The organism is Streptomyces sp. SYP-A7185 (genome assembly GCF_046103685.1).
Classification (GTDB): domain Bacteria; phylum Actinomycetota; class Actinomycetes; order Streptomycetales; family Streptomycetaceae; genus Streptomyces.
Map to the genome: position 1 here is coordinate 4516621 of NZ_CP122310.1, position 21464 is coordinate 4538084.

The following is a 21464-nucleotide window of genomic DNA, read 5'->3' on the forward strand; positions in this document are numbered from 1 at the left end:
CCCCTTAGACTTAGCCGAGCCTTACCTCAGGGGCGCTCCCCGCCCTCACGAATCCTCGAATCATCGAGTCCTCCGAAACGAGCTCAGCCGATGCGTGTGCCAGCCAGACGCGCTGTCGCGATGACGGCGGCCGTCGTGGCCCTGCTGCTCGCGATCCTGCTCAGTCTCTCCGTCGGCGCCCGCGCGATCGCGCCGTCCGCCGTCCTCGACGCCCTGCTGCACGGCGGGCACGGCGACGCCGCCGACGTCATCCGCGAGATGCGCGTGCCGCGCACGCTCATCGGCCTGATGGTCGGCGCCGCGCTCGCCCTCGCCGGCACGGTCCTCCAGGGCATCACCCGCAACCCCATCGCCGACCCCGGCATCCTCGGCGTCAGCCAGGGCGCGTCGGTCGGCGTGGTCATGGCGATCGCGTTCGCGGGCGTGCACACGCTCACCGGGTACGTCTGGTATGCCTTCGTCGGCGCGGGCCTCGCCTCCGTCGCGGTGTACGCGATCGCCGCGAGCGGCCGGGGCGGTGCGACCCCCGTGAAGCTCGCGCTCGGCGGGGCCGCGATCAACGCGCTCCTGGTCTCCCTGACCACCGCCGTCCTCACCACCAGGGCGTCGGCCCTGGACGAGTTCCGCTTCTGGCAGGTGGGCTCGCTCTCCGGGCGCGACGCCGAGATCGTCGGGCAGATCTGGCCGTTCCTCCTGGTGGGGCTCGTGCTCGTGCTGTCCGTCGCGCGCGGACTCGACGCGCTGGCCCTCGGCGAGGACGTGGCCAAGGGGCTCGGGCAGAAGGTCGCGGCCGTGCGGATCGTCGGAGGGCTCGGGGCGACCGTGCTCACCGGCGCGGGGGTGGCCGCCGCCGGGCCCATCGCGTTCATCGGCCTCGCGGTGCCGCACATCGCCCGCGCGATCGTGGGCAGCGGCCACCGCTGGGTGCTGCCCATGGCCGCCGTCATCGGGCCCGTCATGCTGCTGGTCTCCGACACCGTGGGGCGCGTGGTCTTCCCGCCGAGCGAGGTGCCCGCCGGGGTGATGACCGCGCTCATCGGGGTGCCGTTCCTCGTGACGCTGGTGCGCCGGAAGACGGTGGCGGCGTGAGCGCCCCGCCGGTCGCCGCCGCCGGGCGCGTGCGTCCCGCCGGGTACTCCGTGCTCCGGGTCCGCCGTGCCGCGTTCCTGGTGCACCGCAGGGCGACCGCGGTCGCCCTGCTCCTGGCCGTGCTCCTGGCGGCGTCCTGCCTCGCCTACCTGTGCGTCGGCGAGTCGTTCGTCGCGCCCGCCGAAGCCCTGAAGGTCGTCCTCGGGCAGCCCTCTCCCGACGAGCTGGTCGTGGGGACGCTGCGCGAACCCCGGATGGTCGTCGGGCTGCTCGTCGGCGCCGCCTTCGGGGTCGCGGGCGGGCTCATCCAGACCGTCGCCCGCAACCCCCTGGCCAGCCCCGACATCATCGGCATCAGCCAGGGCGCGAGCGCCTTGACGGTGGGGGCGATGACCCTCGGGGTCACCTCGGCCACCGTCCTGCCCTACCTCTCGGTGCTCGGCGGCGTCGCGGCCGCCACCCTCGTGTACGTCTTCGCCTGGCGCGGCGGCCTGCACGCCACCCGCTTCGTGCTCATCGGCATCGGCTTCGCGATCGCCCTGCGCTCGGTCACCACGCTGTTCATGACCAAGGGCGACTACCTCGTCGCCCAGCAGGCGCAGATCTGGATGACCGGCTCCCTCAACGGGCGCGGCTGGACGGAGGCCGCGCCGCTCGGCCTGACCCTGCTCGTCCTGCTCCCGTTCGTGTGCTGGGCCGCCCGCGCCCAGCGCTCGGTGACCATGGACGACGACACGGCGACCGCCCTCGGAGTGCGCCTGGGCCACGTACGGCTCGGTCTGGTCCTGCTCGGCGTGGTCCTCGCCTCCGTGGCGACCGGCGCCGCGGGGCCCGTCGACTTCGTGGCGCTGCTCGCCCCGCAGATCGCCCGCCGTCTGACCCGCACCGCGCAGATCCCGCTGTTCTGCTCGGCCCTGCTCGGCGCACTGATCATGGTCCTCGCGGATCTGCTCGCCCGGCGCCTGTTCTCGCCCACCGAGCTGCCGGTCGGCGTCCTGACGGCGGCCGTCGGAGCCCCGTACCTGATCTGGCTGATCGTCCGCAGCCGTTCCGTCCGCAATGGAGGCACCTCGTGACCGCCGCCCGCCTCAGCGCCCGCGAGCTGACCCTCGCCTACGAGGACCGCGAAGTCGTGCACGCACTGGACCTCGCGGTGCCCGACGGCGAGGTCACGGTCATCGTCGGCCCCAACGCCTGCGGGAAGTCGACCACCCTGCGCGCCCTCGGCCGCCTCCTCAAGCCCAAGAGCGGCGCGGTCCTGCTCGACGGCGAAGCCCTCGCCAAGCTCCCCACCAAGAAGATCGCCCGGCAGATCGGGCTGCTCCCGCAGACGCCCGTGGCACCCGAGGCGATCACCGTCGCCGACCTCGTGGCACGTGGCCGCCAGCCGCACCAGCACTGGTGGCAGCAGTGGTCCGAGGACGACGAGCGGGCCGTGACGGAGGCGATGGAGCGTACGGACGTCGCCGCGCTCGCCGAGCGGTCCGTGGACGAGCTGTCCGGCGGGCAGCGCCAGCGGGTGTGGATCGCGATGGCGCTCGCGCAGGAGACCGAGCTGCTGCTCCTGGACGAGCCGACGACGTATCTCGACATCGCGCACCAGGTCGAGGTGCTCGACCTGGTGCGCCAGCTCAACCACGACCGCGGCCGGACCGTGGTCGTCGTGCTGCACGACCTCAACCAGGCCGCCCGGTACGCCGATCACCTCGTCGCCATGAAGAGCGGCCGGATCGTCGCGGAGGGCCCGCCCGCCGAGGTCGTCACCGAGGATCTGGTCCGCGAGGTGTTCGGTCTGGACTGCGTGGTGGTATCGGACCCGGTGACGGGGTCGCCCCTGGTCGTGCCGGGGGCTCCGTGGGCCGCCGAGCCGCGCCCGCAGCCCGCGTCCGACCGAAAGGTGGGCCCCACACCATGACCGCACCCGTGACCGCCGCGTCGGCGCACCGCCGCCGCGCCCTGACCGCCGGGGCGCTGGCCCTCGGCGGAGCGCTCGTCCTCGCCGCCTGCGGATCGCCGGACTCCGGCGACGGGGCGGGCGCCGGCTCCGCCCCCGGCACGCGGCACACCGTCGCGACGGCCATGGGAGACGTCCGGGTCCCCGTCTCCCCGAAGCGGGTCGTCGTCCTCGACACCGCCGAACTGGACTCCGCGCTCACACTGGGCGTGCGGCCGGTCGGCGCCACCCACGTCGAGGCGTCGTCGGGCTTCCCCGGCTACCTGCCCCAGGACGAGGTCAGCGGCATCGAGGACGTCGGCGAGATGCTGAACCCGAACATGGAGGCGATCGCCGCCCTCAAGCCGGACCTCATCCTCACCAGCAAGATCCGGCACGCGGCGAAGTACGCGCAGCTCAAGCAGATCGCGCCGACGGTGATGACGGAGAACACCGGCTACCCCTGGAAGGAGAACTTCCGGGTCCACGCCGAGGCACTGGGCAAGGAGGCGGAGGCCAAGAAGGTCGTCTCCGCCTACGACGCCCACGCCGGACGGGTCACGGCCGCCGTCGGCGGCCCGGCGAAGGCCAGGGCGACGGAGGTCAACGTCGTGCGCTTCGTGGAGGGCGCGGACATCCGCATCTACGGCGAGCGGACGTATGTCGCCACGCTCCTCAAAGACGTGGGCCTGGGCCGCCCGCCGATCGCCGCCAAGGCCAAGGACGGCTTCTCGTACGACGTGTCGCCCGAGAAGATCGACCTCGCGGACGCGGACGTCATCTTCCGCTCCACATACGGCGACCCGAAGAATTCCAAGGAGACGCGGACCGTCGGCAGCGGCCTGTGGAAGAACATGAAGGCCGTCAAGAAGGGCGACGTCCACACCGTCGACGACGAGCTGTGGATCCAGGGGATCGGCTACACGGCGGCGAACAGGATCCTGGACGAGCTCCAGAAGGCCCTGACGCGCTAGGCGCGCGGGAGCGGGTGCCCGGGGGCGGCTACCGCTGCCGCTGGGACCTCCATACCAGATAGAGCGCGGAGGCGATGGCCGCGCCGCGCACCACCCACGGCCAGGTCTCGGCCATCGCGTCGCTCATGTGGCCGTCGCGGACGGGGTCGCCCCAGCGGCCTTCGTTCCTGCCCCACAGCCAGGTGATCCCACCGGCGACGACGAGGCCGGGCAGCCCGATGACGGCCCACTTCGCCTCGGCCCTGCTGAGCCTGCGCGAGGCGTAGGCGAGGAGCCAGCCGCCGCCGAGGGCGAGCCAGTTGCCGAGGACGGCACCGACGGTGAGGAGGGCCGCGGCGAGCAGGAGGAGGGGGTTGGTGAAGCGGGGGGCGGCGGGGGCGAGGGCGGCGGACCGCCGAAAGCGAAGCCGCCGGGCGGGGGCGTGCTCGACGCCGCCTTCGTCTTCTTCCTCTTCCTGACCTTCATCGTCGACGTCGTCGGCTTCTTCTTCGGCGTCGGCTTCGGCGTCGGGGCGCTTCTTGGGCGGGGGCTTGAGGATCTCGGGGATCTCCACGCCGCCGGTGAAGCCCGGCACGGTGTCGGCGAGGCCGAAGGGGCTGCTGTCCACCCGCCACCAGTCGGGCTCGGAGCCGCTCTCGCCGAGCTCGTCGGTGCCGGCGAGGTGGGGCGGGGAGGGGCGGTACTCCTGGACCGGCTCCACGTCCTCGGCGGCGGGCCGTGGCCGGGGGACGACGCGCCGCAGCCGCTTGGGCCGCTCTTTCGGCTCGGCAGAGCGCGGGCGCGCGGGGCGGGGCGGGGCTTGCTTCGGTACGTCGTCACCGCCGGCGGGGGCGCCGGAGCCGCCCGCGGCTTCCACGAGGTCTTCGGGGGTGCCGAGCCGGTCGAGGATGCGGCGTATGGCGGCCGGGCTGTCGGCCGCGGCCTTGGCCCGGCTGCGGTCGATCTCGTTGCGGAGGTCGGAGACGAGGCGCATGCGGGTGCCCGAGGGCAGGAGGCGCTGTTGGGCCAGGTCGCCGACGCGGCTCAGATAGTCGAAGACGAGCTGGTCGCTCTCGATCCCCACGAATTCCCCTCCGGGGCAGCCCCGTTGAAAACCACCGAATACCCCGACGTTACCGCGTCCCCTCCCCCGGTCCGTCCCCCGCGGCCAAAAGCACCGGCACCGTGCCGGCCCCCACCCACCGGCGGCCGGCCGACGCACCGACACCCGACCCGAACCTCCGTACCGCCACACCCGCGGACCCCCGGCCCCACCCCCGTCCCGGCTCCCCGGGCCCCGGAGCCCGCCGCCAGGAAGGCCCGGGCGTGCACCCCGACCCGCTACCGTGAGCCTGATGAGCACCGACGAGCAGCCCCAGCGCCCAGCGGACACCCCCCGGTCCCTCGCCGAGGCACTCCGCTCCCGTGACGACGCCTCCCTCGGCGCGCTGCTCCACGCCCGCCCCGACCTGCTCACCCCGGTCCCGAACGACCTCACGCAGCTGGCGACGCGCGCGGCCACCCGCGCCTCCGTCGTCCGCGCCCTGGAGCGGCTCGACCGGTTCGCCCAGCAGGTCGCCGAGGCACTCGCCGTGGCCCCGGAACCCGCCACGTACGAAGAGCTGCACGCTCTCGTGGCCGGTGACGAGGACGGCGACCCCACCGTCGACGCGGCCCTGGCCCGCGCCCTCGCCACCCTCCGCGAGCAGGCCCTGATCTGGGGCGCCGACGACCGCCTGCGCCTGGTCCGCACCGCACGCGAACTCCTCGCCCCCGCCCCGCAGTACCCCTCCCCCACCGGCCTCGGCCCCACCGTCGCCGAGGCCACCGCGGGCATGTCGCCGGGCCGCATGCAGGACATCGTGGCCGCCGCCGGGCTCCCCTCCACGCACGACGCGGTCTCCGCGGTCCGCTCGCTCACGGAACTCTTCACCGACCGCGCCCGCATGTCCGCGCTCCTCGACGAAGCCCCCGCCGAGTCCGTCGAAGTGCTCTCACGCCTCGTCTGGGGCCCGCCGTACGGCCAGGTCACCGCCGATCCGGCCCGCCACCTGCGCTGGCTCCTGGACCGCGGGCTCCTGCTGCCCACCTCCCCCGGCACCGTCGTGCTCCCCCGCGAGGCGGCCCTCCACCTGCGGGCGGGCCGTGCCCACCGGGTCCTCGAACCGGCGCCGCCCGCCGTCGAGCCGCTGCGCGAACACCGTCCACAGGCTGTGGACGCGGCGGCGGCGAGCCAGGCGTACATGGCACTGGACACCGTCGAGGAACTCCTGAAGGACTGGGACGAGGGCGGCCCCACCGTGCTCCGCGCGGGCGGCCTCAGCGTGCGCGACCTGAAGCGGACCGCCGTGGCCCTGGACCTGCCCGAGCCGGTGGCCGCGTTCTGGGTCGAACTGGCCTACGCGGCGGGCCTCGTGGCGTCGGACGGCGAGGCGGACGAGCGGTACGCGGCGACGCCCGCGTACGACGACTGGCAGGAGCTGCCCGCCGCCGAGCGCTGGTCGGTCCTGGCCACGGCCTGGCTGACGGCGACCCGCACGGCGGGCCTGATCGGCGGCCGGGACGGCAAGGACCGCACGCTGTCGGCGCTGGGCCCGCACCTGGACCGCTCCTCGGCCCCGGAGATCCGGCGCCGGGTGCTCACGCTCCTCACCACGCTGCCGGACGGCGCGAGCCCGACCCCGGAGTCGGTCATCGCGCGCCTGCGCTGGGAACGCCCGCCGCGCGGCGCGGCAGGCGGCGGCACGACGTCCGGCGCGGCCCACGCAAGCGGAGTCGGCCACAGCGCCGCCCCCATGGAGCTCCGCGCCCGAATCGCCCAATGGACCCTGAACGAGAGCGAGTTGCTGGGCATCACCGGCCGCGGCGCGCTCTCCGCACACGGCAGGGCCCTGCTCGGCTCCGAGAGCGGCGAGAACGCGGCGGAACCAGCGGGCGGCGGGGGCGCCCCGGACGTCCCCCACCCCTCCCCCGCCGAACTGGCCGCCGCCGGGGCCCGAGCCGCCCGCATCCTCGCCCCCCTGCTCCCCGAACCCCTCGACCACGTCCTGCTCCAGGCCGACCTCACGGCCGTGGCCCCCGGCCCGCTGGAGCGCCCGCTCGCCGAGACGCTCTCGGTGCTCGCCGACGTCGAGTCGAAGGGCGGCGCGACCGTCTACCGCTTCACGCCCGGGTCCGTACGGCGCGCGCTCGACGCGGGCAAGTCCGCGTCCGACCTGCACGCCTTCCTGGCCGCGCACTCCCGCACGCCGGTGCCGCAGCCGCTGGCGTACCTCATCGACGACGTGGCCCGTAAACACGGCCACCTGCGGATCGGCGCCGCGTCCGCGTACGTGCGCTGCGACGACGAGGCGCTCCTGAACGAGATCCTGGCCGACAAGCGCTCCCAGCCCCTGCGCCTGCGCCGCCTCGCGCCCACCGTGCTCGCCGCGCAGGCCGACCCCGGCACGCTCCTCGAAGGCCTGCGGGGCATGGGCTTCGCGCCCGCCGCGGAGAGCGCCGACGGCGACGTACTGATCACGCGGGCGCACGCCCACCGCTCGCCGCCCCGCACCGCGCCCGAGCCGGTGCACGACGGCCCGCCGCTGGCCGACAAGACCATGCTCGGCGCGGCCGTACGCGCCATCCGGGCCGGCGACCTGGCCTCGACCGCGCCCCGCAAGGCGACCCCGGAGAAGGGCGGAGCGCTGCCCCGCACCACGGCGGCGGAGACCCTCGCCACGATGCAGGCCGCGGTCCTGACCGGCGAGGCGCTGTGGATCGGCTACGTGAACGCGGAGGGCTCCGCGAGCCAGCGCGTGATCGCCCCGATCCGGGTGGAGGGCGGCTTCGTCACGGCGTACGACCACACGGCGGACGAGGTCAAGACGTACCCCCTGCACCGGGTGACCGGCGTCGCGGAACTGGCGGACGACTGAGCCGCCCCCGGCTGCCGGCACGACGGCCGGAACGTGAGCCGGAACGCACGCAGGACCGTATGAGCGCGCCATGCGGCACACTGGACGTTTGGCTTACCGAAAGGGTGCGCGCGTGAATGGTCCCCTGATCGTCCAGTCGGACAAGACTCTCCTGCTCGAAGTCGACCACGAGCAGGCCGAGGCCTGCCGCCGTGTCATCGCGCCCTTCGCGGAGCTGGAGCGTGCCCCCGAGCACATCCACACCTACCGCGTGACGCCGCTCGGCCTGTGGAACGCCCGTGCCGCCGGGCACGACGCCGAGCAGGTGGTGGACGCGCTGGTGGAGTTCTCCCGCTACCCCGTGCCGCACGCGCTGCTCGTGGACATCGCCGAGACGATGGCCCGCTACGGCCGGCTCACGCTCTCCAAGCACCCCACGCACGGTCTCGTCCTGACCACCACCGACCGGCCGGTCCTGGAAGAGATCCTGCGGTCCAAGAAGGTGCAGCCCCTGGTCGGGGACCGGGTCGACGCCGACACCGTCGTCGTCCACCCCTCCGAGCGCGGGCAGATCAAGCAGACCCTCCTGAAGCTGGGCTGGCCCGCCGAGGACCTCGCCGGGTACGTCGACGGCGAGGCGCACCGCATCGACCTCGTCGAGGACGGCTGGGCGCTGCGCCCGTACCAGAAGCAGGCCGTCGAGGGGTTCTGGCACGGCGGCAGCGGTGTGGTCGTGCTGCCCTGCGGCGCGGGCAAGACGCTGGTCGGCGCGGGCGCCATGGCCGAGGCCAAGGCGACGACGCTGATCCTGGTGACGAACACGGTCTCCGCCCGGCAGTGGAAGCACGAGCTGATCAAGCGGACCTCCCTGACCGAGGAGGAGATCGGGGAGTACAGCGGGACCCGCAAGGAGATCCGGCCCGTCACCATCGCCACGTACCAAGTCCTGACGACGAAGCGGAAGGGTGTCTATCCGCACCTGGAGCTCTTCGACTCGCGCGACTGGGGGCTCATCCTCTACGACGAGGTGCACCTGCTGCCCGCGCCCGTCTTCAAGTTCACCGCCGACCTCCAGGCCAGGCGGCGCCTGGGCCTGACGGCCACGCTGGTGCGCGAGGACGGCCGGGAGTCCGACGTCTTCTCGCTGATCGGCCCCAAGCGGTTCGACGCTCCGTGGAAGGAGATCGAGGCGCAGGGGTACATCGCGCCCGCGGACTGCGTGGAGGTGCGGGTCAACCTCACGGACTCGGAGCGGCTGGCGTACGCGACGGCCGAGGCCGAGGAGAAGTACCGCTTCTGCGCCACGACGGCCACGAAGCGCAAGGTGACGGAAGCGCTCGTCAGGAAGCACGCGGGCGAGCAGACCCTCGTCATCGGCCAGTACATCGACCAGCTCGACGAGCTGGGCGAGCATCTGGACGCGCCCGTCATCAAGGGCGAGACGACCAACGCGCAGCGCGAGAAGCTGTTCGGGGCGTTCCGGGAGGGCGAGATCTCCGTGCTCGTCGTCTCGAAGGTCGCGAACTTCTCCATCGACCTGCCCGAGGCTACGGTCGCGATCCAGGTGTCGGGGACCTTCGGCTCCCGGCAGGAGGAGGCACAGCGGCTCGGTCGTGTGCTGCGTCCGAAGGCCGACGGTCATGAGGCGCGCTTCTACTCCGTCGTGGCGCGGGACACCATCGACCAGGACTTCGCGGCGCACCGGCAGCGGTTCCTCGCGGAGCAGGGGTACGCGTACCGGATCGTGGACGCGGACGAGTTGCTGGCCGGCAGCTGAGGCCCGCCAGGAGCGCCAGGGCGAGCAGCGGATAGGGCGAGGCGAGCGGCTGCTGCCAGTGGGGCAGCCGTAGGTCCAGGTCGCCCTGGTGCGGGACCAGCCACAGGGTGCGGGCCGTGAAGAGGGTCGCCACCGCCGCGGTCAGGCGGGGGCGGCCCTCCGCCATGAGCAGGGTCAGGAGCGGTACGCACCAGACCCAGTGGTGGGACCAGCTGATCGGCGAGACCAGGAGCGCGGTGGCCGCGGTCAGGAGGACCCCGCGGCCTTCGTCGCGGGCCCGGGCCGCGAGCCACAGGCCGGTGACGGCGACCAGGACCGCGGGGAGGGCCCACAGGAGGCCCGGGTGCGGGTCGTGGGCGGTGCGGGCGACGAGGCCCTGGAGCGACTGGTTGTCGACGATCCACGCCTTGCCGACGCGGCCCGTCTCGAAGATCCGGCGCGTCCAGAAGTCGGCGCTGGCCCCGGGCAGCGCGAGCGCGCCGAGCGCGAGGGTTCCGGCGAGGGCGGCGGTGGCGGTGAGCCCTTCGCGGACGCGTCCGGTGAGGAAGAGGTACGCGATGAAGACGGCGGGGGTGAGCTTGATCCCGGCGGCGACACCGATCGCGACGCCTCTGCCGAGGGAGCCGGGGGCCCGGGTGACGTCCCAGAGGACCAGACAGACGAGCACCAGGTTGATCTGCCCGAAGAGGACGGTCTGGAAGACGGGCTCCAGCCACAGGGCGAGGGCGGTTCCGGCGAGGAGGGGCGCGAGGCGCGCGGGGAGCCCGGCGAGGCGCCGGGAGAGGTGGACCAGGAGGGCGAGGAGGGCGATGTTGCCCCCGAGGAAGGCGAGCTTGAGGGCGGGGAGGGGAAGCCAGGTGGTGGGCACGAAGAGGAGCGCGGCGAACGGCGGATAGGTGGCCGGCAGCTCCCACCGGGTGACGGTGAACCCGTAGAGATCCCCACCACCGACGACGGCGGCCCCTTCGGCCCGGTAGACGAGGGCATCGGCCATGGGGAGAGGCTGCACGAGACAGAGGAGGGCGAAGGCGCTCAGCGAGGCGAGGGGCAGCAGGACCACGGGAAACGTGACACAACGCAATGATTCACTCACAACCGGTACTTTCACGGCGGTGACCTTAGCGGCTAACTGCGGGGTGATCGGGCGGGTGGGTGGGAAAGGCTTGTTCGACAAAGGCCCGGCCCCGGGGGTGAAAACCGGTGGCTCCCCGGGAGGGCCGCCGCATAAGATGCCCGGTCTGCCCGCGTGCCTCGCGCCCGCCGCCGACCGGACGGCAACCGGCCGGCCCAGAACCCGCACCCCGCCGGAGGCAACCCGTGCACGCCGCCCACCCCGACCCCCTCTCCCGAGAGCGGAACCACCTCGCCGCGTCCCGCTCGGCCCTGCGCGCCATGCGCGAGGACGCCGAGGCACTCGACATCCGCGACGTCACCGCGAACTGGGTCAACGCCGCCGTCCTCCAGAGCCAGATCGACGAGCGCATCAAGTCCCTCGCCGACCTCGCCCACACCCCGCTCTTCTTCGGGCGGCTCGACTACCTCCACGCCCCCGGCGCCGACCAGGCGGAAGGCGCCGAGGGCGAGCAGTTCTACATCGGGCGGCGGCACGTCCACGACGCCGACGGCGACCCCATGGTCATCGACTGGCGCGCCCCCGTGTCGCAGCCCTTCTACCGCGCCTCCAAGAAGGCGCCGATGGACATCGCCCTGCGGCGGCGGTTCGGCTACACGGGCGGCGACCTCACCGCGTACGAGGACGAGCACCTCAGTGACGCCGACGAGGCCGAGCGGACGAGCAAGCTGCTCCAGCAGGAGATCGAGCGGCCCCGCGTCGGCCCGATGCGGGACATCGTCGCCACGATCCAGCCCGAGCAGGACGAGATCGTACGAAGCGACCTGAGCGGATCGGTCTGCGTGCAGGGCGGCCCCGGCACCGGAAAGACCGCCGTCGGCCTGCACCGCGTGGCCTACCTCCTGTACGCCCACCGCGAGCGCCTCGCCCGCACCGGCACCCTCGTCATCGGGCCCAACAAGTCCTTCCTGCACTACATCGAGCAGGTGCTGCCCGCCCTGGGCGAGCTGGAGGTCAAGCAGGCCACCGTCGACGACCTCGTCGCCCATGTGGAGGTGCGCGGCACGGACGACGCCGCCGCTGCCGTCGTCAAGGGCGACGCCCGCATGGCGCGGGTGCTGCGCAAGGCCCTGCGGTCGCACGTGACCCTGCCCGAGGAGCCCGTGGTCGTCGTGCGCGGCTCACGGCGCTGGCGCATCCCGGCGTACGAACTGGAGGAGATCGTCGCGGAGTTGCTCGCGCGCGACATCCGGTACGGGGCCGCACGCGACGCCCTGCCCCAGCGCATCGCGCACGCCGTGCTCGTCCGGATGGAGCAGGCGGGCGAGGCCCCGGACGACCGCGTGCAGGACGCCGTCGCGCGCAACGCCGCGGTGAAGGCCGCCGTCAAGGCCGTGTGGCCGCCCGTCGACCCCGCCAAGCTCGTCCTGCGGCTGCTCTCGGACGCCGAGTTTCTCGCCGAGCACGCCGAGGGGATCCTCGGCCACGAGGAGCAGAAGCTCATCCTCTGGGAGAAGCCCGCGCGGAGCGTGAAGGCCGCCAAGTGGTCGGCCGCGGACGCCGTGTTGATCGACGAGGCCGGTGATCTCGTCGCGCGGACCCACTCGCTGGGCCATGTCGTCCTCGACGAGGCGCAGGACCTCTCCCCCATGCAGTACCGCGCTGTGGGGCGCCGCTGCACCACCGGTTCCGCCACCGTCCTCGGGGACCTCGCCCAGGGCACGACGCCGTGGGCCACCCGGAGCTGGGAGCAGGCCCTGGAGCATCTGGGGAAGGCCGACGCGGTCGTGGAGGAGCTGACCGCGGGCTTCCGCGTGCCGCGGGAGGTCATCGCGTTCGCCTCCCGGCTGCTTCCGTCCATCGCGCCGGGCCTCGCCGAGGTGAAGTCCGTGCGGGAGTCGCCGGGTTCGCTCGTGATCCGGTCCGTGGCGGGCCGCGACACCGCGTCACCGCAGGCCGTCGGCACCGCGCCCCTGGACGAGGCCTCCCTCGAAGCCTGCGTCGAGTCGCTGCGGCAGGAGGGTTCCATCGGGCTCATCGCCGCCGACGCCCGCATCCCCTCGCTGGCGAAGGCCCTGGACGCCGCCGGGATGACGTACCTCTCGCCCGGCGAGGAGACCACGCCGGACACCCGGCTCACGCTCGTGCCCGCCTCCCTCGCCAAGGGTCTTGAGTACGACTACGTGGTCCTGGACGAGCCGGCGGCCGTGGTCGACGGCGAGCCCGACGAGCGGACCGGTCTGCGGCGGCTCTACGTCGCCCTGACCCGTGCCGTGTCGGGACTCACCGTCGTGCACGCGGCCGCGCTGCCCGAGCGGCTCGCCCGCTAGACGCGCGCGGCGCGGGTCATGACCCGCTCGCCCCGGAGCCGTCCGCCGGTGCGTCCGCCGGTGCGCCGGCGGACGGCAGATGCGTGACGATCAGCACGAGTCCGGCGAGCGTCACGATCCGCGTGGCCGCGTCCAGGCCGTTCCAGTCCTCCGACTGCCACATCGCGAACCACTCGCCGCCGATGCCGATGAAGCCCGCCCCGAACAGGACGAGCACCATCAGCAGGCCGAGCGTGCCCGCGCGCCGCGCCCGGCGCAGCCCCTGGGGCCGGCGCAGGGCCCCGGCCCACAGGACCGTCGCCGCGATCAGGATCAGGGCGGCGAGCGTCTCCCAGACGATGATCGCGACGTACGCGGTGTCCTGGAGCGCGGTGGATCCCACCGCGCGCCACATCAGGTCGTCGTCCTTGAAGGTGGTGTCCATCGCCAGGACGTGGCGCACGAACTGCTGGTTGGTGTCGAAATCGGTGATGTTCCCGAACGCGACGAGCGCCATGTAGAGCGCGACCGTCCCGGTGAGCAGCGTCGCGGCGACGGGCAGCGCCCCGGCCGCGAGCATCCGCTCGGCGGGACGCGTCCTGGCTGCTGGCTCGGCTGCTGTCTCGGCTGCTGGCTCGGCTGCTGGCTTCGGCATGAAGTCCCCTCCCTGTACGCCCAGTTGTACCGCGTCTCAGGGGTGGCGCGGACAGCGCCCCGCACCGGAAGCGCTCAGGCGTCCACCGCGGCCCGCCACCGGGCGACCGCCTCGGCCGACACCGGCGCCGTCCAGCCGTCGGGCCGTGACGCCCCGCCGATGTGGAACGCGTCGACGCCCGCCGCCTTGAGCCGGGGCAGGTGGTCGAGGCGCAGTCCGCCGCCGACGAGGATCTGCTGCTCGTAGCCCGGCTCACCGGACCGCGCGGCCTCGTCGATCAGCGTCGTCAGGCCGTCGTCCACGCCCGTCGCCGCGCCCGCGGTGAGGTAGGTGTCGAGGCCGGGCAGGTCGGCGAGCTGCTTGCGCAGGGCGTCGCGGGCGGGCGCGCGGTCGACGGCGCGGTGGAACGTCCAGCGGCAGCCGTCGAGCGCGTCCACCACGGCTTCCACCGCGGCCAGGTCGGGGCCGCCCGTCTCGTCGAGGAAGCCGAGCACGAACTCGTCGGCGCCCGCGCTCCTGAGCTCGCGCGCCCGGCGTACGAGCGTGTCGACGTCCCCGGCGGCGAAGCCGTCCGCGAGGCGCAGCATCACGCGCAGGGAGATGTCCACGGCGGCGCGGATCTCGGCAAAGGTCTCGCGGGACGGGGTGAGGCCGTCCGCGGCCATGTCGGTGACCAGTTCGAGGCGGTCCGCGCCTCCGGCCTGGGCGGCGACGGCGTCCTCGGCGTCGAGGGCGATCACCTCCAGGACTGCACGCTTGCTCATGGATGTCTTCCTTCGGGTCCGGGGCCGCGGGAGCGGGCGACACAGAGGGAAGAAGTCTCCCAAGCCGTCCCACATAGGTCTAGTCCAATTACCCAGCCTACGCGCAGATCACCCCGGCGCGACCCAAGCGCACCGGGGTGATCGCAAAGACATGTACACGTCGATTGCGCCCGGAGTTCGGGGAGTCGGCCCCCCGCCGTTCAGCTCAGCGGCCTGAATCCCCGCAGGCGCAGGCTGTTGCCGACCACGAACACCGAGGAGAACGCCATCGCGGCGCCCGCGATCATCGGGTTCAGGAGCCCCGCCGCGGCCAGCGGCAGCGCGCCCACGTTGTAGGCGAAGGCCCAGAAGAGGTTCGACTTGATCGTGCCGAGCGTCCTGCGGGAGAGGCGGATGGCGTCCGCCGCCGCGCGCAGGTCCCCGCGGACGAGCGTGAGGTCGCCCGCCTCGATCGCCGCGTCCGTGCCGGTGCCCATCGCGAGACCCAGGTCGGCCCGGGCGAGCGCCGCCGCGTCGTTCACGCCGTCGCCGACCATCGCCACGCTGCGGCCCTCCGCCTGGAGCCGCTTGACCACGTCGACCTTGTCCTGCGGCATGACCTCCGCGATCACGTCCTCGGGAGCGATGCCCACCTCGGCGGCGACCGAGGCGGCGACCGCCTTGTTGTCGCCGGTCAGGAGGATGGGCGTCAGACCGAGGGCGCGCAGGCGCTCGATCGCCTCGGGGCTGGTGTCCTTCACGGCGTCGGCGACCTCAAGGACCGCCCGCGCCTCGCCGTCCCAGGCCACCGCGACGGCCGTACGCCCGGCCGCCTCGGCCTCCGCCTTCGCCCGCTCCAGCTCGACGGGGAGCCCGATCGCCCACTCCGCGAGCAGCGCCTCGCGGCCGACCAGGACCGCGTGGCCCTCGACGACGCCCTGGACGCCGAGTCCCGCCACGTTCGCGAAGTCCTCGGGGGCGGGCAGCGCGCCCACCCGCCCGGCCGCGCCGAAGGCCACGGCCTGCGCGACGGGGTGCTCCGACGCATGCTCCAACGCGCCCGCCAGACGCAGGACTTCGGCCTCGTCGACGCCCCGCGCGACCCGCGTGGCGAGCAGGGTCATCTTGCCGGTGGTGACGGTGCCGGTCTTGTCCAGGACGATCGTGTCGACCCGGCGGGTGGACTCCAGGACCTCCGGGCCCTTGATCAGGATGCCGAGCTGGGCGCCGCGCCCGGTGCCGACCATGAGGGCGGTCGGCGTCGCGAGCCCCAGGGCGCAGGGGCAGGCGATGATCAGTACGGCGACGGCGGCGGTGAACGCGGCCGTCAGACCGGAGCCGCTGCCGAGCCAGAAGCCGAGGGTGGCGACGGCCAGGGCGATGACGACCGGCACGAAGACCGCCGAGATCCGGTCGGCGAGGCGCTGGGCCGCGGCCTTGCCGTTCTGCGCGTCCTCCACCAGCTTGGCCATCCGGGCGAGCTGGGTGTCCGCGCCGATCCGCGTGGCCTCGACGACGAGCCGCCCGCCCACGTTGAGCGTGGCGCCGGTGACCGGGTCGCCCTCGGCGACCTCGACCGGCACGGACTCGCCGGTGAGCATGGAGGCGTCGACCGCCGACGCGCCTTCGACGACCCGGCCGTCGGTGGCGATCTTCTCGCCGGGCCGGACGAGGAAGCGGTCGCCGGTCCGCAGGTCGCCCACCGGGACGGTCTCTTCGCGGCCGCCGTCCCGCAGGAGCGTGACGTCCTTGGCGCCGAGCCGGAGCAGCGCCTTCAGGGCCGCGCCCGCCTTGCGCTTGGAGCGGGCCTCGAAGTACCGCCCGGCCAGGATGAAGGCGGTGACGCCCGCCGCGGCCTCCAGGTAGATGTTCCCGGCGCCGTCCGTGCGGGCGATGGTCAGCTCGAAGGGGTGCGTCATGCCGGGGGTGCCGGCCGTCCCGAAGAACAGCGCCCACAGCGACCAGAGGAACGCGGCCGACGTGCCGACCGAGATCAGCGTGTCCATCGTCGCCGCGCCGTGCCGTGCGTTCGTGAAGGCGGCCTTGTGGAAGGGCCAGGCGGCGTACGTCACGACCGGCGCGGCCAGGGTCAGGGACAGCCACTGCCAGTACTCGAACTGGAGGGCGGGGATCATCGCCATCGCGACGACGGGCACGGAGAGCAGCACCGCGGTGATCAGGCGCTCGCGCAGGGGCCGCAGCAGGTCGTCGGCCTGCCGTTCGTCGTCGTCCGGGTCCGGCTCCGCGCGCTCGGCGCGGGCCGGGGCGGGCTCCTGGGCGGTGTAGCCGGTGGCCTCGACGGTCGCGATCAGGTCCTGTACGGCGACGTCCTGCCCGCGGTAGCTGACCTTGGCCTTCTCGGTGGCGTAGTTGACGGTCGCCTCGACGCCGTCCATGCGGTTGAGCTTCTTCTCGATACGGGCGGCGCACGAGGCGCAGGTCATGCCACCGATGGCGAGTTCGACCTCTGCCACCTCGGTGCTGCCGGGAGGGGGAGTGGTGGACATGGCTGCGGACTCCTCGCTCGGGGGGTACCCGGGGTGGGTACCCCTGACGTAGGATCCATGTATACCCCTGGGGGGTACCAATCGCAAGGGCGACCGATGCTTGACTTTATACCCCCAGGGGGTACCTTCGGAGGCATCGGCAGTCCTTTCCTCCGTCCTCAGGGAGCGGTCATGAACACCGGAATGAAGATCACCGCCTTCGCCGCGGCCGTCGCCGCGACCTTCGGCACCGCGTACGGCGTCGGCCAGGCCGTCGACCCCGCGAGCGCCCAGAAGAAGCCCGCGAGCGAACACGACGGCGGCGGCCACGCGGGCGAGAAAGACGGCCACGCGGGCGAGAAGCACGGGCACACCGGCGAGAAGGAGGACCCGGGCGGCAAGGACACCGGCGCCGGGCACGCGGACACCGTCCCCGGCGGCCTCCAGATCTCCGAGCGCGGCTACACCCTCGACCTGAAGACCCCCCGCGTCGACGCCGAGAAGCGCGAGGAGCTGCGGTTCGCGGTCGTCGAGGACGGCAAGGGCAAGAAGGGAGCGGGCCGCAACCTCACCGCGTACGAGAAGGAGCACGACAAGGAGCTGCACCTGATCGTCGCGTCCCGTGACCTGACGACCTACCGCCATCTGCACCCCACCCGCGCCGCCGACGGCACCTGGTCGACGCCGGTCGAGCTCCCCGAGGCGGGCGGCTACCGCGTCTTCGCCGACTTCAAGCCCGCGGGCGCCAAGGAGGGCCTGACCCTGGGCGCGGACCTCGCGGTGGCGGGGACGTACGAGCCGAACGACCTGCCCGAGCACCGCACGAAGGCCTCGGTGGACGGCTACGAGGTCAGCCTCGACGGCGAGCTGAAGCCGGGGAAGTCCGCCGACCTGACCCTGGACGTGGCGAAGAACGGCAAGCCGGTCACGAACCTCCAGCCCTACCTCGGCTCGTACGGCCACCTGGTCGCCCTGCGCTCCGGCGACCTGGCCTACCTCCACGTGCACCCCACCGGCGAACCGGGCGACGGCAGGACGAAGCCCGGCCCCGGCGTCTCCTTCGCGGCGACGGCACCGAGCCCGGGGGCGTACCGCCTGTTCCTGGACTTCAAGCACGAGGGCAAGGTGCGCACGGCGGCGTTCACGGTCCATGTGGGCGGCGGCGCGGCGCCCGGCTCCGGGAGCGAGGAGACTGCGGAGACGGACGGGCACGCCCACTGACCGATGAGTTCGGGCGCCCCGGCCGGTCTCACCCTCGTCGCGACCACGGCACACGCAGGAGGACGACGTGACACAGCTGCTTCGGGTCCAGAACTTCACCGTCTCGCGGGACGGATTCGGTGCCGGAGAGCACCAGAGCATGGAGCGGCCGTTCGGCGACGCCGACCCCGGGGAGATGTTCACCTGGGCCGGGGCCACGGCGAGCTGGCCCAACCGCACCGAACCGGGCGGCAGCCGGGGCCTGGACGACTACTTCACCCGGGACTTCGCGCACAACATCGGCGCCGAGATCATGGGCCGCAACAAGTTCGGACCGCAGCGCGGCCCCTGGCAGGACCACGAGTGGCAGGGCTGGTGGGGCGACGAGCCGCCGTTCCACACCCCGGTGTTCGTCATGACCCACCACCCCCGGCCCTCGTTCACGCTCTCCGACACCACGTTCCACTTCGTCGACGCCGACCCGGCCGCGGTCCTGGCGCAGGCGCGGGAGGCGGCGGGCGGCAAGGACGTCCGGCTCGGCGGCGGGGCCACGGTCATCCGGGAGTTCCTCGACGCGGACCTCGTCGACACCCTGCACGTGGCGGTCTCACCGGTGAAGATCGGGGCCGGTACGCGGCTCTGGGAGTCGCCCGACGAGCTGCGCGACCGCTTCCACCTGGACGTCGTGCCCAGCCCGAGCGGCGTGACGCACCACTTGTTCTGGCGCAGGTGAGGAGCCCGGAGCGGGCCCAGGACGGGGCGGGAAAGCGTCCTCAGCCGAAGATCGCCAGCTCCCGCTCCACCGCTCCGGCGAGCTCGTACCGCGTGCCCGTCAGCGGACGCCCCGTGCAGAGGCGGATCAGCGTCGGCGCGTCGCCGATGTAGCGCGCGGGCGACCGCTTGCCGTCGCTCGTGCCGAGGACGAGCGGTTCGTCGAAGCCGTCGAGGTCCGCGTGCAGCGCCACGGCCTCGGTCCTGCGGCTGTGCTCGGCGAGCAGCCGCAGCGCGTCCCCCAGCCCCGCGCCGCCGTACGCGCCCGGCTCGCCCCAGGCCTCGCGGACGTCGCCCGCGTGCACCCACTCGCCGACCGCGACGCCGTCCAGGAGTCCCTTGGCGCGGACGATGGCCGCGCCCGCCTCCGTCATGCCGCGCTCCAGCTCGTCCACCACCCGGGAGACGGACCACTCGGCGCGCTCGGCGATGTCGCGGTCGTTGCTCTCCGGGCTGAAGACGCCCTCCTCGAAGCGGCCATCGACGACGCGCGTCAGGGCCGCGCCGCAGTGCGCGAGCACATGCCGCACGGTCCAGCCGGGACAGCAGGTCCGGATCGCGTACGCGTCGTCGGGCGCGGCCCGCAGCAGCGGGATCAGCGCGTCGCGTTCGGTCCGCAGGAGGCGCCCGGGGCGCTCGGGGTCGTACATGTCGCCGGCACGCGTCGAGGTCGTCATGGAGGAAGCCAACCGTGTCGCTCCCGCCCAGGGCAACGGACGGACCGGACTTCAGGGCCCCTCCCTCCAGAGTCCTTCCCTTTAGGGTCCTTCCATGGCCGACGACGAGAACGACGAGCTGCGCCACCGCTGGCTCACGACGCTGCTCCGGGCACGGAAGACGGACGAGTGCGTCTACAACCCGTACGAGTACGCGGACAACCTGCTCGCGCGCTGGGCGGAGCCGCAGCGGCGGTACCACACCACCGCCCACCTGAAGGCGGTCCTGGACCACGTCGACGTACTGGAGGAGCACGCGGACGACGCCGATCTCGTGCGGCTCGCGGCCTGGTTCCACGACGCGGTGTACGCGCCGGACCGCTCCGAGAACGAGGAGCGCAGCGCCCGTCTCGCCGAACGCGCCCTGCCCGAGGCCGGGCTGACCGACGTACAGACCGCCGAGGTGGCCCGCCTGGTCCGCCTCACCGTCACCCACGACCCCGCCGACGGCGACCACAACGGCGAGGTGCTGTGCGACGCCGACCTGGCGGTCCTGGCCGCCGCCCCGGACGCCTACGCCGCGTACGCCGCCGCCGTCCGCGAGGAGTACGCCTTCGTGCCGGACGAGGACTTCCGCGCGGGCCGGGCGGCCGTGCTGCGGCAGCTCGTGGCGCTGCCGCGGCTGTTCCGCACGCCGTACGGGGCGGCCGAGTGGGAGGCTCCCGCGCGGGCGAACCTGGCGACGGAAATCGAGCTGCTCGGCGCCTGAGGCTCCCGTACTCTCGGCCCATGATTCCGATGGGTGGGGACCAGGTCGAGGAAGCCGCCGCGCACGCGTCGAAGGCACTGCGCGCGGCGGTGGAGCTCGACTGGAGCGTCAAGGCCGGGGGCCTCGACTGGAGCTGCCTGGAGACGGCCGAGCACGTCGCGGGCGTGCTCGTCGCGTACGCGGGGCAGCTGACCGGGCGGGCGACCGACGGGTGGGTCCCCTTCGAGGTCGCCTTCGACGAGGGCTCGGGCCCCGACGACGCGATCCGCGTCCTGGAGTCCACGGGCCGCCTGCTCTCGGCGGTGGTGCGGACGACTCCGCCGGACGTCCGGGCCTACCACCCCTACCCCTCCGGGAGCGCCGACGCAGAGGGCTTCGCGGCGATGGGCGTCACCGAGCTGCTGCTCCACACGGACGACATCACGCGGGCGCTCGGCGTGGCCGCCCGGCCGCCGGCCGCGCTGTGCGAGGCGGTACTCGCCCGGCTCTTCCCGCAGGTCCAGCCCGCGCGGACGCCCGCCGAGCAGTGGGAGACGCTGCTCTGGGCCACGGGGCGCGGGGTGCTGCCGGGGCGGGCGCGCCGGGACGGGTGGCGCTGGCACAACGCCCTGTCGATCCCCGCCGGGCGGGTCGTGCTGCGGGAGGTGTCCCCCGCGGCGGCGGCGGATCTCGCGGCGGGCGGACCGGGGGGTCTGCGGTGGATCGAGGGCGGGCCGTTCGAGGGGACGCGCCGGGCCGCCGAGATGGTGACGAAGGCGTACGCGTCGGGGGTGCACCGGCCCGAGTGGGGGATGTTCGCCCTGGTGCGCGCGGAGGACGAGGTCGCGATCGGCGGCATGGGCTTCCACGGGCCGCCGGACGAGGAGGGGGTGGCGGAGGTGGGGTACGACCTGGCGGTCGCGGCACGGGGTTGCGGCTACGCCACGGAGGCACTGAAGGCGCTCACCGGGGAGGCGCTGACCCGCCCCGGGGTGACGGCCCTCCTTGCAGTGATCGAACCGGAGAACAGCCCCTCGCAAGCAGTGGTGAAGAGAGCGGGCTACACACGCGTCTCGGACCGGGCAGAGAACCACGCCTACCTACGCCGCGCCTGAACACCGCTGCCCGCCGGGGAATGCCGCCCCCGCCCCCGGCGTTCAGCACTGTTATGCCCAC

At 73.6% G+C, this 21464-nt stretch carries 16 protein-coding genes and 1 pseudogene; 11 read left to right on the top strand and 6 right to left on the bottom strand.

Going from position 1 to position 21464, the window contains the following annotated elements; translation table 11 throughout:
* Positions 1–90 precede the first annotated feature (90 nt).
* Genes QBL25_RS19650 through QBL25_RS19665 form a run of 4 tightly spaced genes read left to right on the top strand, consistent with a single transcriptional unit; the run spans position 91 to position 3996 of the window.
* A complete protein-coding gene (locus QBL25_RS19650; protein WP_409058346.1) occupies positions 91–1089 on the top strand; it encodes a FecCD family ABC transporter permease in 999 nt (332 codons plus the stop codon).
* Positions 1086–2165, top strand: a complete 1080-nt coding sequence (locus tag QBL25_RS19655; RefSeq protein WP_409058347.1) for a FecCD family ABC transporter permease — start codon at positions 1086–1088, stop codon at positions 2163–2165. The genes QBL25_RS19650 and QBL25_RS19655 overlap by 4 nt, the downstream gene beginning before the upstream one ends.
* Entirely contained in the window at positions 2162–3004 is an 843-nt protein-coding gene (locus QBL25_RS19660) for an ABC transporter ATP-binding protein (RefSeq protein ID WP_409058348.1), read from the top strand. Before QBL25_RS19655 ends, QBL25_RS19660 begins: the two co-directional genes overlap by 4 nt.
* Complete coding sequence (locus QBL25_RS19665) at positions 3001–3996, top strand: ABC transporter substrate-binding protein (protein ID WP_409058349.1); 996 nt, start codon at positions 3001–3003, stop codon at positions 3994–3996. The genes QBL25_RS19660 and QBL25_RS19665 overlap by 4 nt, the downstream gene beginning before the upstream one ends.
* Before the next feature lie 28 nt (positions 3997–4024).
* Here QBL25_RS19665 and QBL25_RS19670 read toward each other — a convergent pair whose 3' ends face one another.
* Complete coding sequence (locus QBL25_RS19670; RefSeq protein WP_409058350.1) at positions 4025–5059, bottom strand: hypothetical protein; 1035 nt, start codon at positions 5057–5059, stop codon at positions 4025–4027.
* Between the two features lie 271 nt (positions 5060–5330).
* On the opposite strand from QBL25_RS19670, the gene QBL25_RS19675 reads away from it, so the two are divergent.
* Positions 5331–7892 (top strand): helicase-associated domain-containing protein, encoded by a 2562-nt coding sequence (locus QBL25_RS19675; protein WP_409058351.1) that lies wholly within the window; start codon positions 5331–5333, stop codon positions 7890–7892.
* 112 nt (positions 7893–8004) lie between these two features.
* Positions 8005–9648 (top strand): DNA repair helicase XPB, encoded by a 1644-nt coding sequence (locus QBL25_RS19680; RefSeq protein WP_409058352.1) that lies wholly within the window; start codon positions 8005–8007, stop codon positions 9646–9648.
* Here the strand turns inward: QBL25_RS19680 and QBL25_RS19685 are convergent.
* Positions 9554–10699: pseudogene (locus tag QBL25_RS19685) on the bottom strand (glycosyltransferase 87 family protein); the annotation flags it as partial. The gene QBL25_RS19680 and the pseudogene QBL25_RS19685 sit on opposite strands and share 95 nt — an antisense overlap.
* Before the next feature lie 266 nt (positions 10700–10965).
* Between QBL25_RS19685 and QBL25_RS19690 the strand changes: the two are divergent.
* Positions 10966–13050, top strand: coding sequence for a HelD family protein (locus QBL25_RS19690; protein ID WP_409058353.1), 2085 nt, complete (start codon positions 10966–10968; stop codon positions 13048–13050).
* A gap of 16 nt (positions 13051–13066) precedes the next feature.
* Here the strand turns inward: QBL25_RS19690 and QBL25_RS19695 are convergent, their stop codons facing one another.
* From QBL25_RS19695 to QBL25_RS19705, 3 genes are all read right to left on the bottom strand, one after another.
* Positions 13067–13609, bottom strand: coding sequence for a DUF2165 domain-containing protein (locus QBL25_RS19695; protein WP_409062712.1), 543 nt, complete (start codon positions 13607–13609; stop codon positions 13067–13069).
* A 149-nt stretch (positions 13610–13758) separates the two neighbouring features.
* On the bottom strand, positions 13759–14448 hold the full coding sequence (locus tag QBL25_RS19700; protein ID WP_409058354.1) for a copper homeostasis protein CutC: 690 nt from the start codon (positions 14446–14448) through the stop codon (positions 13759–13761).
* A gap of 200 nt (positions 14449–14648) precedes the next feature.
* A complete protein-coding gene (locus tag QBL25_RS19705; RefSeq protein WP_409058355.1) occupies positions 14649–16934 on the bottom strand; it encodes a heavy metal translocating P-type ATPase in 2286 nt (761 codons plus the stop codon).
* Positions 16935–17105: 171 nt separating this feature from the next.
* On the opposite strand from QBL25_RS19705, the gene QBL25_RS19710 reads away from it, so the two are divergent.
* Together QBL25_RS19710 and QBL25_RS19715 are read left to right on the top strand one after the other, a co-directional pair.
* Positions 17106–18134, top strand: coding sequence for a hypothetical protein (locus tag QBL25_RS19710; protein WP_409058356.1), 1029 nt, complete (start codon positions 17106–17108; stop codon positions 18132–18134).
* Positions 18135–18201: 67 nt separating this feature from the next.
* Entirely contained in the window at positions 18202–18846 is a 645-nt protein-coding gene (locus tag QBL25_RS19715; RefSeq protein ID WP_409058357.1) for a dihydrofolate reductase family protein, read from the top strand.
* Positions 18847–18886: 40 nt separating this feature from the next.
* Here the strand turns inward: QBL25_RS19715 and QBL25_RS19720 are convergent, their stop codons facing one another.
* Entirely contained in the window at positions 18887–19561 is a 675-nt protein-coding gene (locus tag QBL25_RS19720; protein ID WP_409058358.1) for a maleylpyruvate isomerase family mycothiol-dependent enzyme, read from the bottom strand.
* Between the two features lie 94 nt (positions 19562–19655).
* Between QBL25_RS19720 and QBL25_RS19725 the strand changes: the two genes are divergently transcribed.
* Positions 19656–20309 (top strand): hypothetical protein, encoded by a 654-nt coding sequence (locus QBL25_RS19725; RefSeq protein ID WP_409058359.1) that lies wholly within the window; start codon positions 19656–19658, stop codon positions 20307–20309.
* A 20-nt stretch (positions 20310–20329) separates the two neighbouring features.
* Entirely contained in the window at positions 20330–21403 is a 1074-nt protein-coding gene (locus QBL25_RS19730) for a GNAT family N-acetyltransferase (RefSeq protein ID WP_409058360.1), read from the top strand.
* Positions 21404–21464: the final 61 nt, after the last annotated feature.

Bases quoted from the DNA above. Each gene is read 5' to 3' on its own strand.
- QBL25_RS19650 (WP_409058346.1), top strand. From the start codon at position 91: ATGCGTGTGCCAGCCAGACGCGCTGTCGCGATGACGGCGGCCGTCGTG.
- QBL25_RS19665 (WP_409058349.1), top strand. From the start codon at position 3,001: ATGACCGCACCCGTGACCGCCGCGTCGGCGCACCGCCGCCGCGCCCTG.
- QBL25_RS19675 (WP_409058351.1), top strand. From the start codon at position 5,331: ATGAGCACCGACGAGCAGCCCCAGCGCCCAGCGGACACCCCCCGGTCC.
- QBL25_RS19695 (WP_409062712.1), bottom strand. From the start codon at position 13,609: ATGCTCGCGGCCGGGGCGCTGCCCGTCGCCGCGACGCTGCTCACCGGG.
- QBL25_RS19700 (WP_409058354.1), bottom strand. From the start codon at position 14,448: ATGAGCAAGCGTGCAGTCCTGGAGGTGATCGCCCTCGACGCCGAGGAC.
- QBL25_RS19705 (WP_409058355.1), bottom strand. From the start codon at position 16,934: ATGTCCACCACTCCCCCTCCCGGCAGCACCGAGGTGGCAGAGGTCGAA.
- QBL25_RS19710 (WP_409058356.1), top strand. From the start codon at position 17,106: ATGAACACCGGAATGAAGATCACCGCCTTCGCCGCGGCCGTCGCCGCG.
- QBL25_RS19720 (WP_409058358.1), bottom strand. From the start codon at position 19,561: ATGACGACCTCGACGCGTGCCGGCGACATGTACGACCCCGAGCGCCCC.
- QBL25_RS19725 (WP_409058359.1), top strand. From the start codon at position 19,656: ATGGCCGACGACGAGAACGACGAGCTGCGCCACCGCTGGCTCACGACG.
- QBL25_RS19730 (WP_409058360.1), top strand. From the start codon at position 20,330: ATGATTCCGATGGGTGGGGACCAGGTCGAGGAAGCCGCCGCGCACGCG.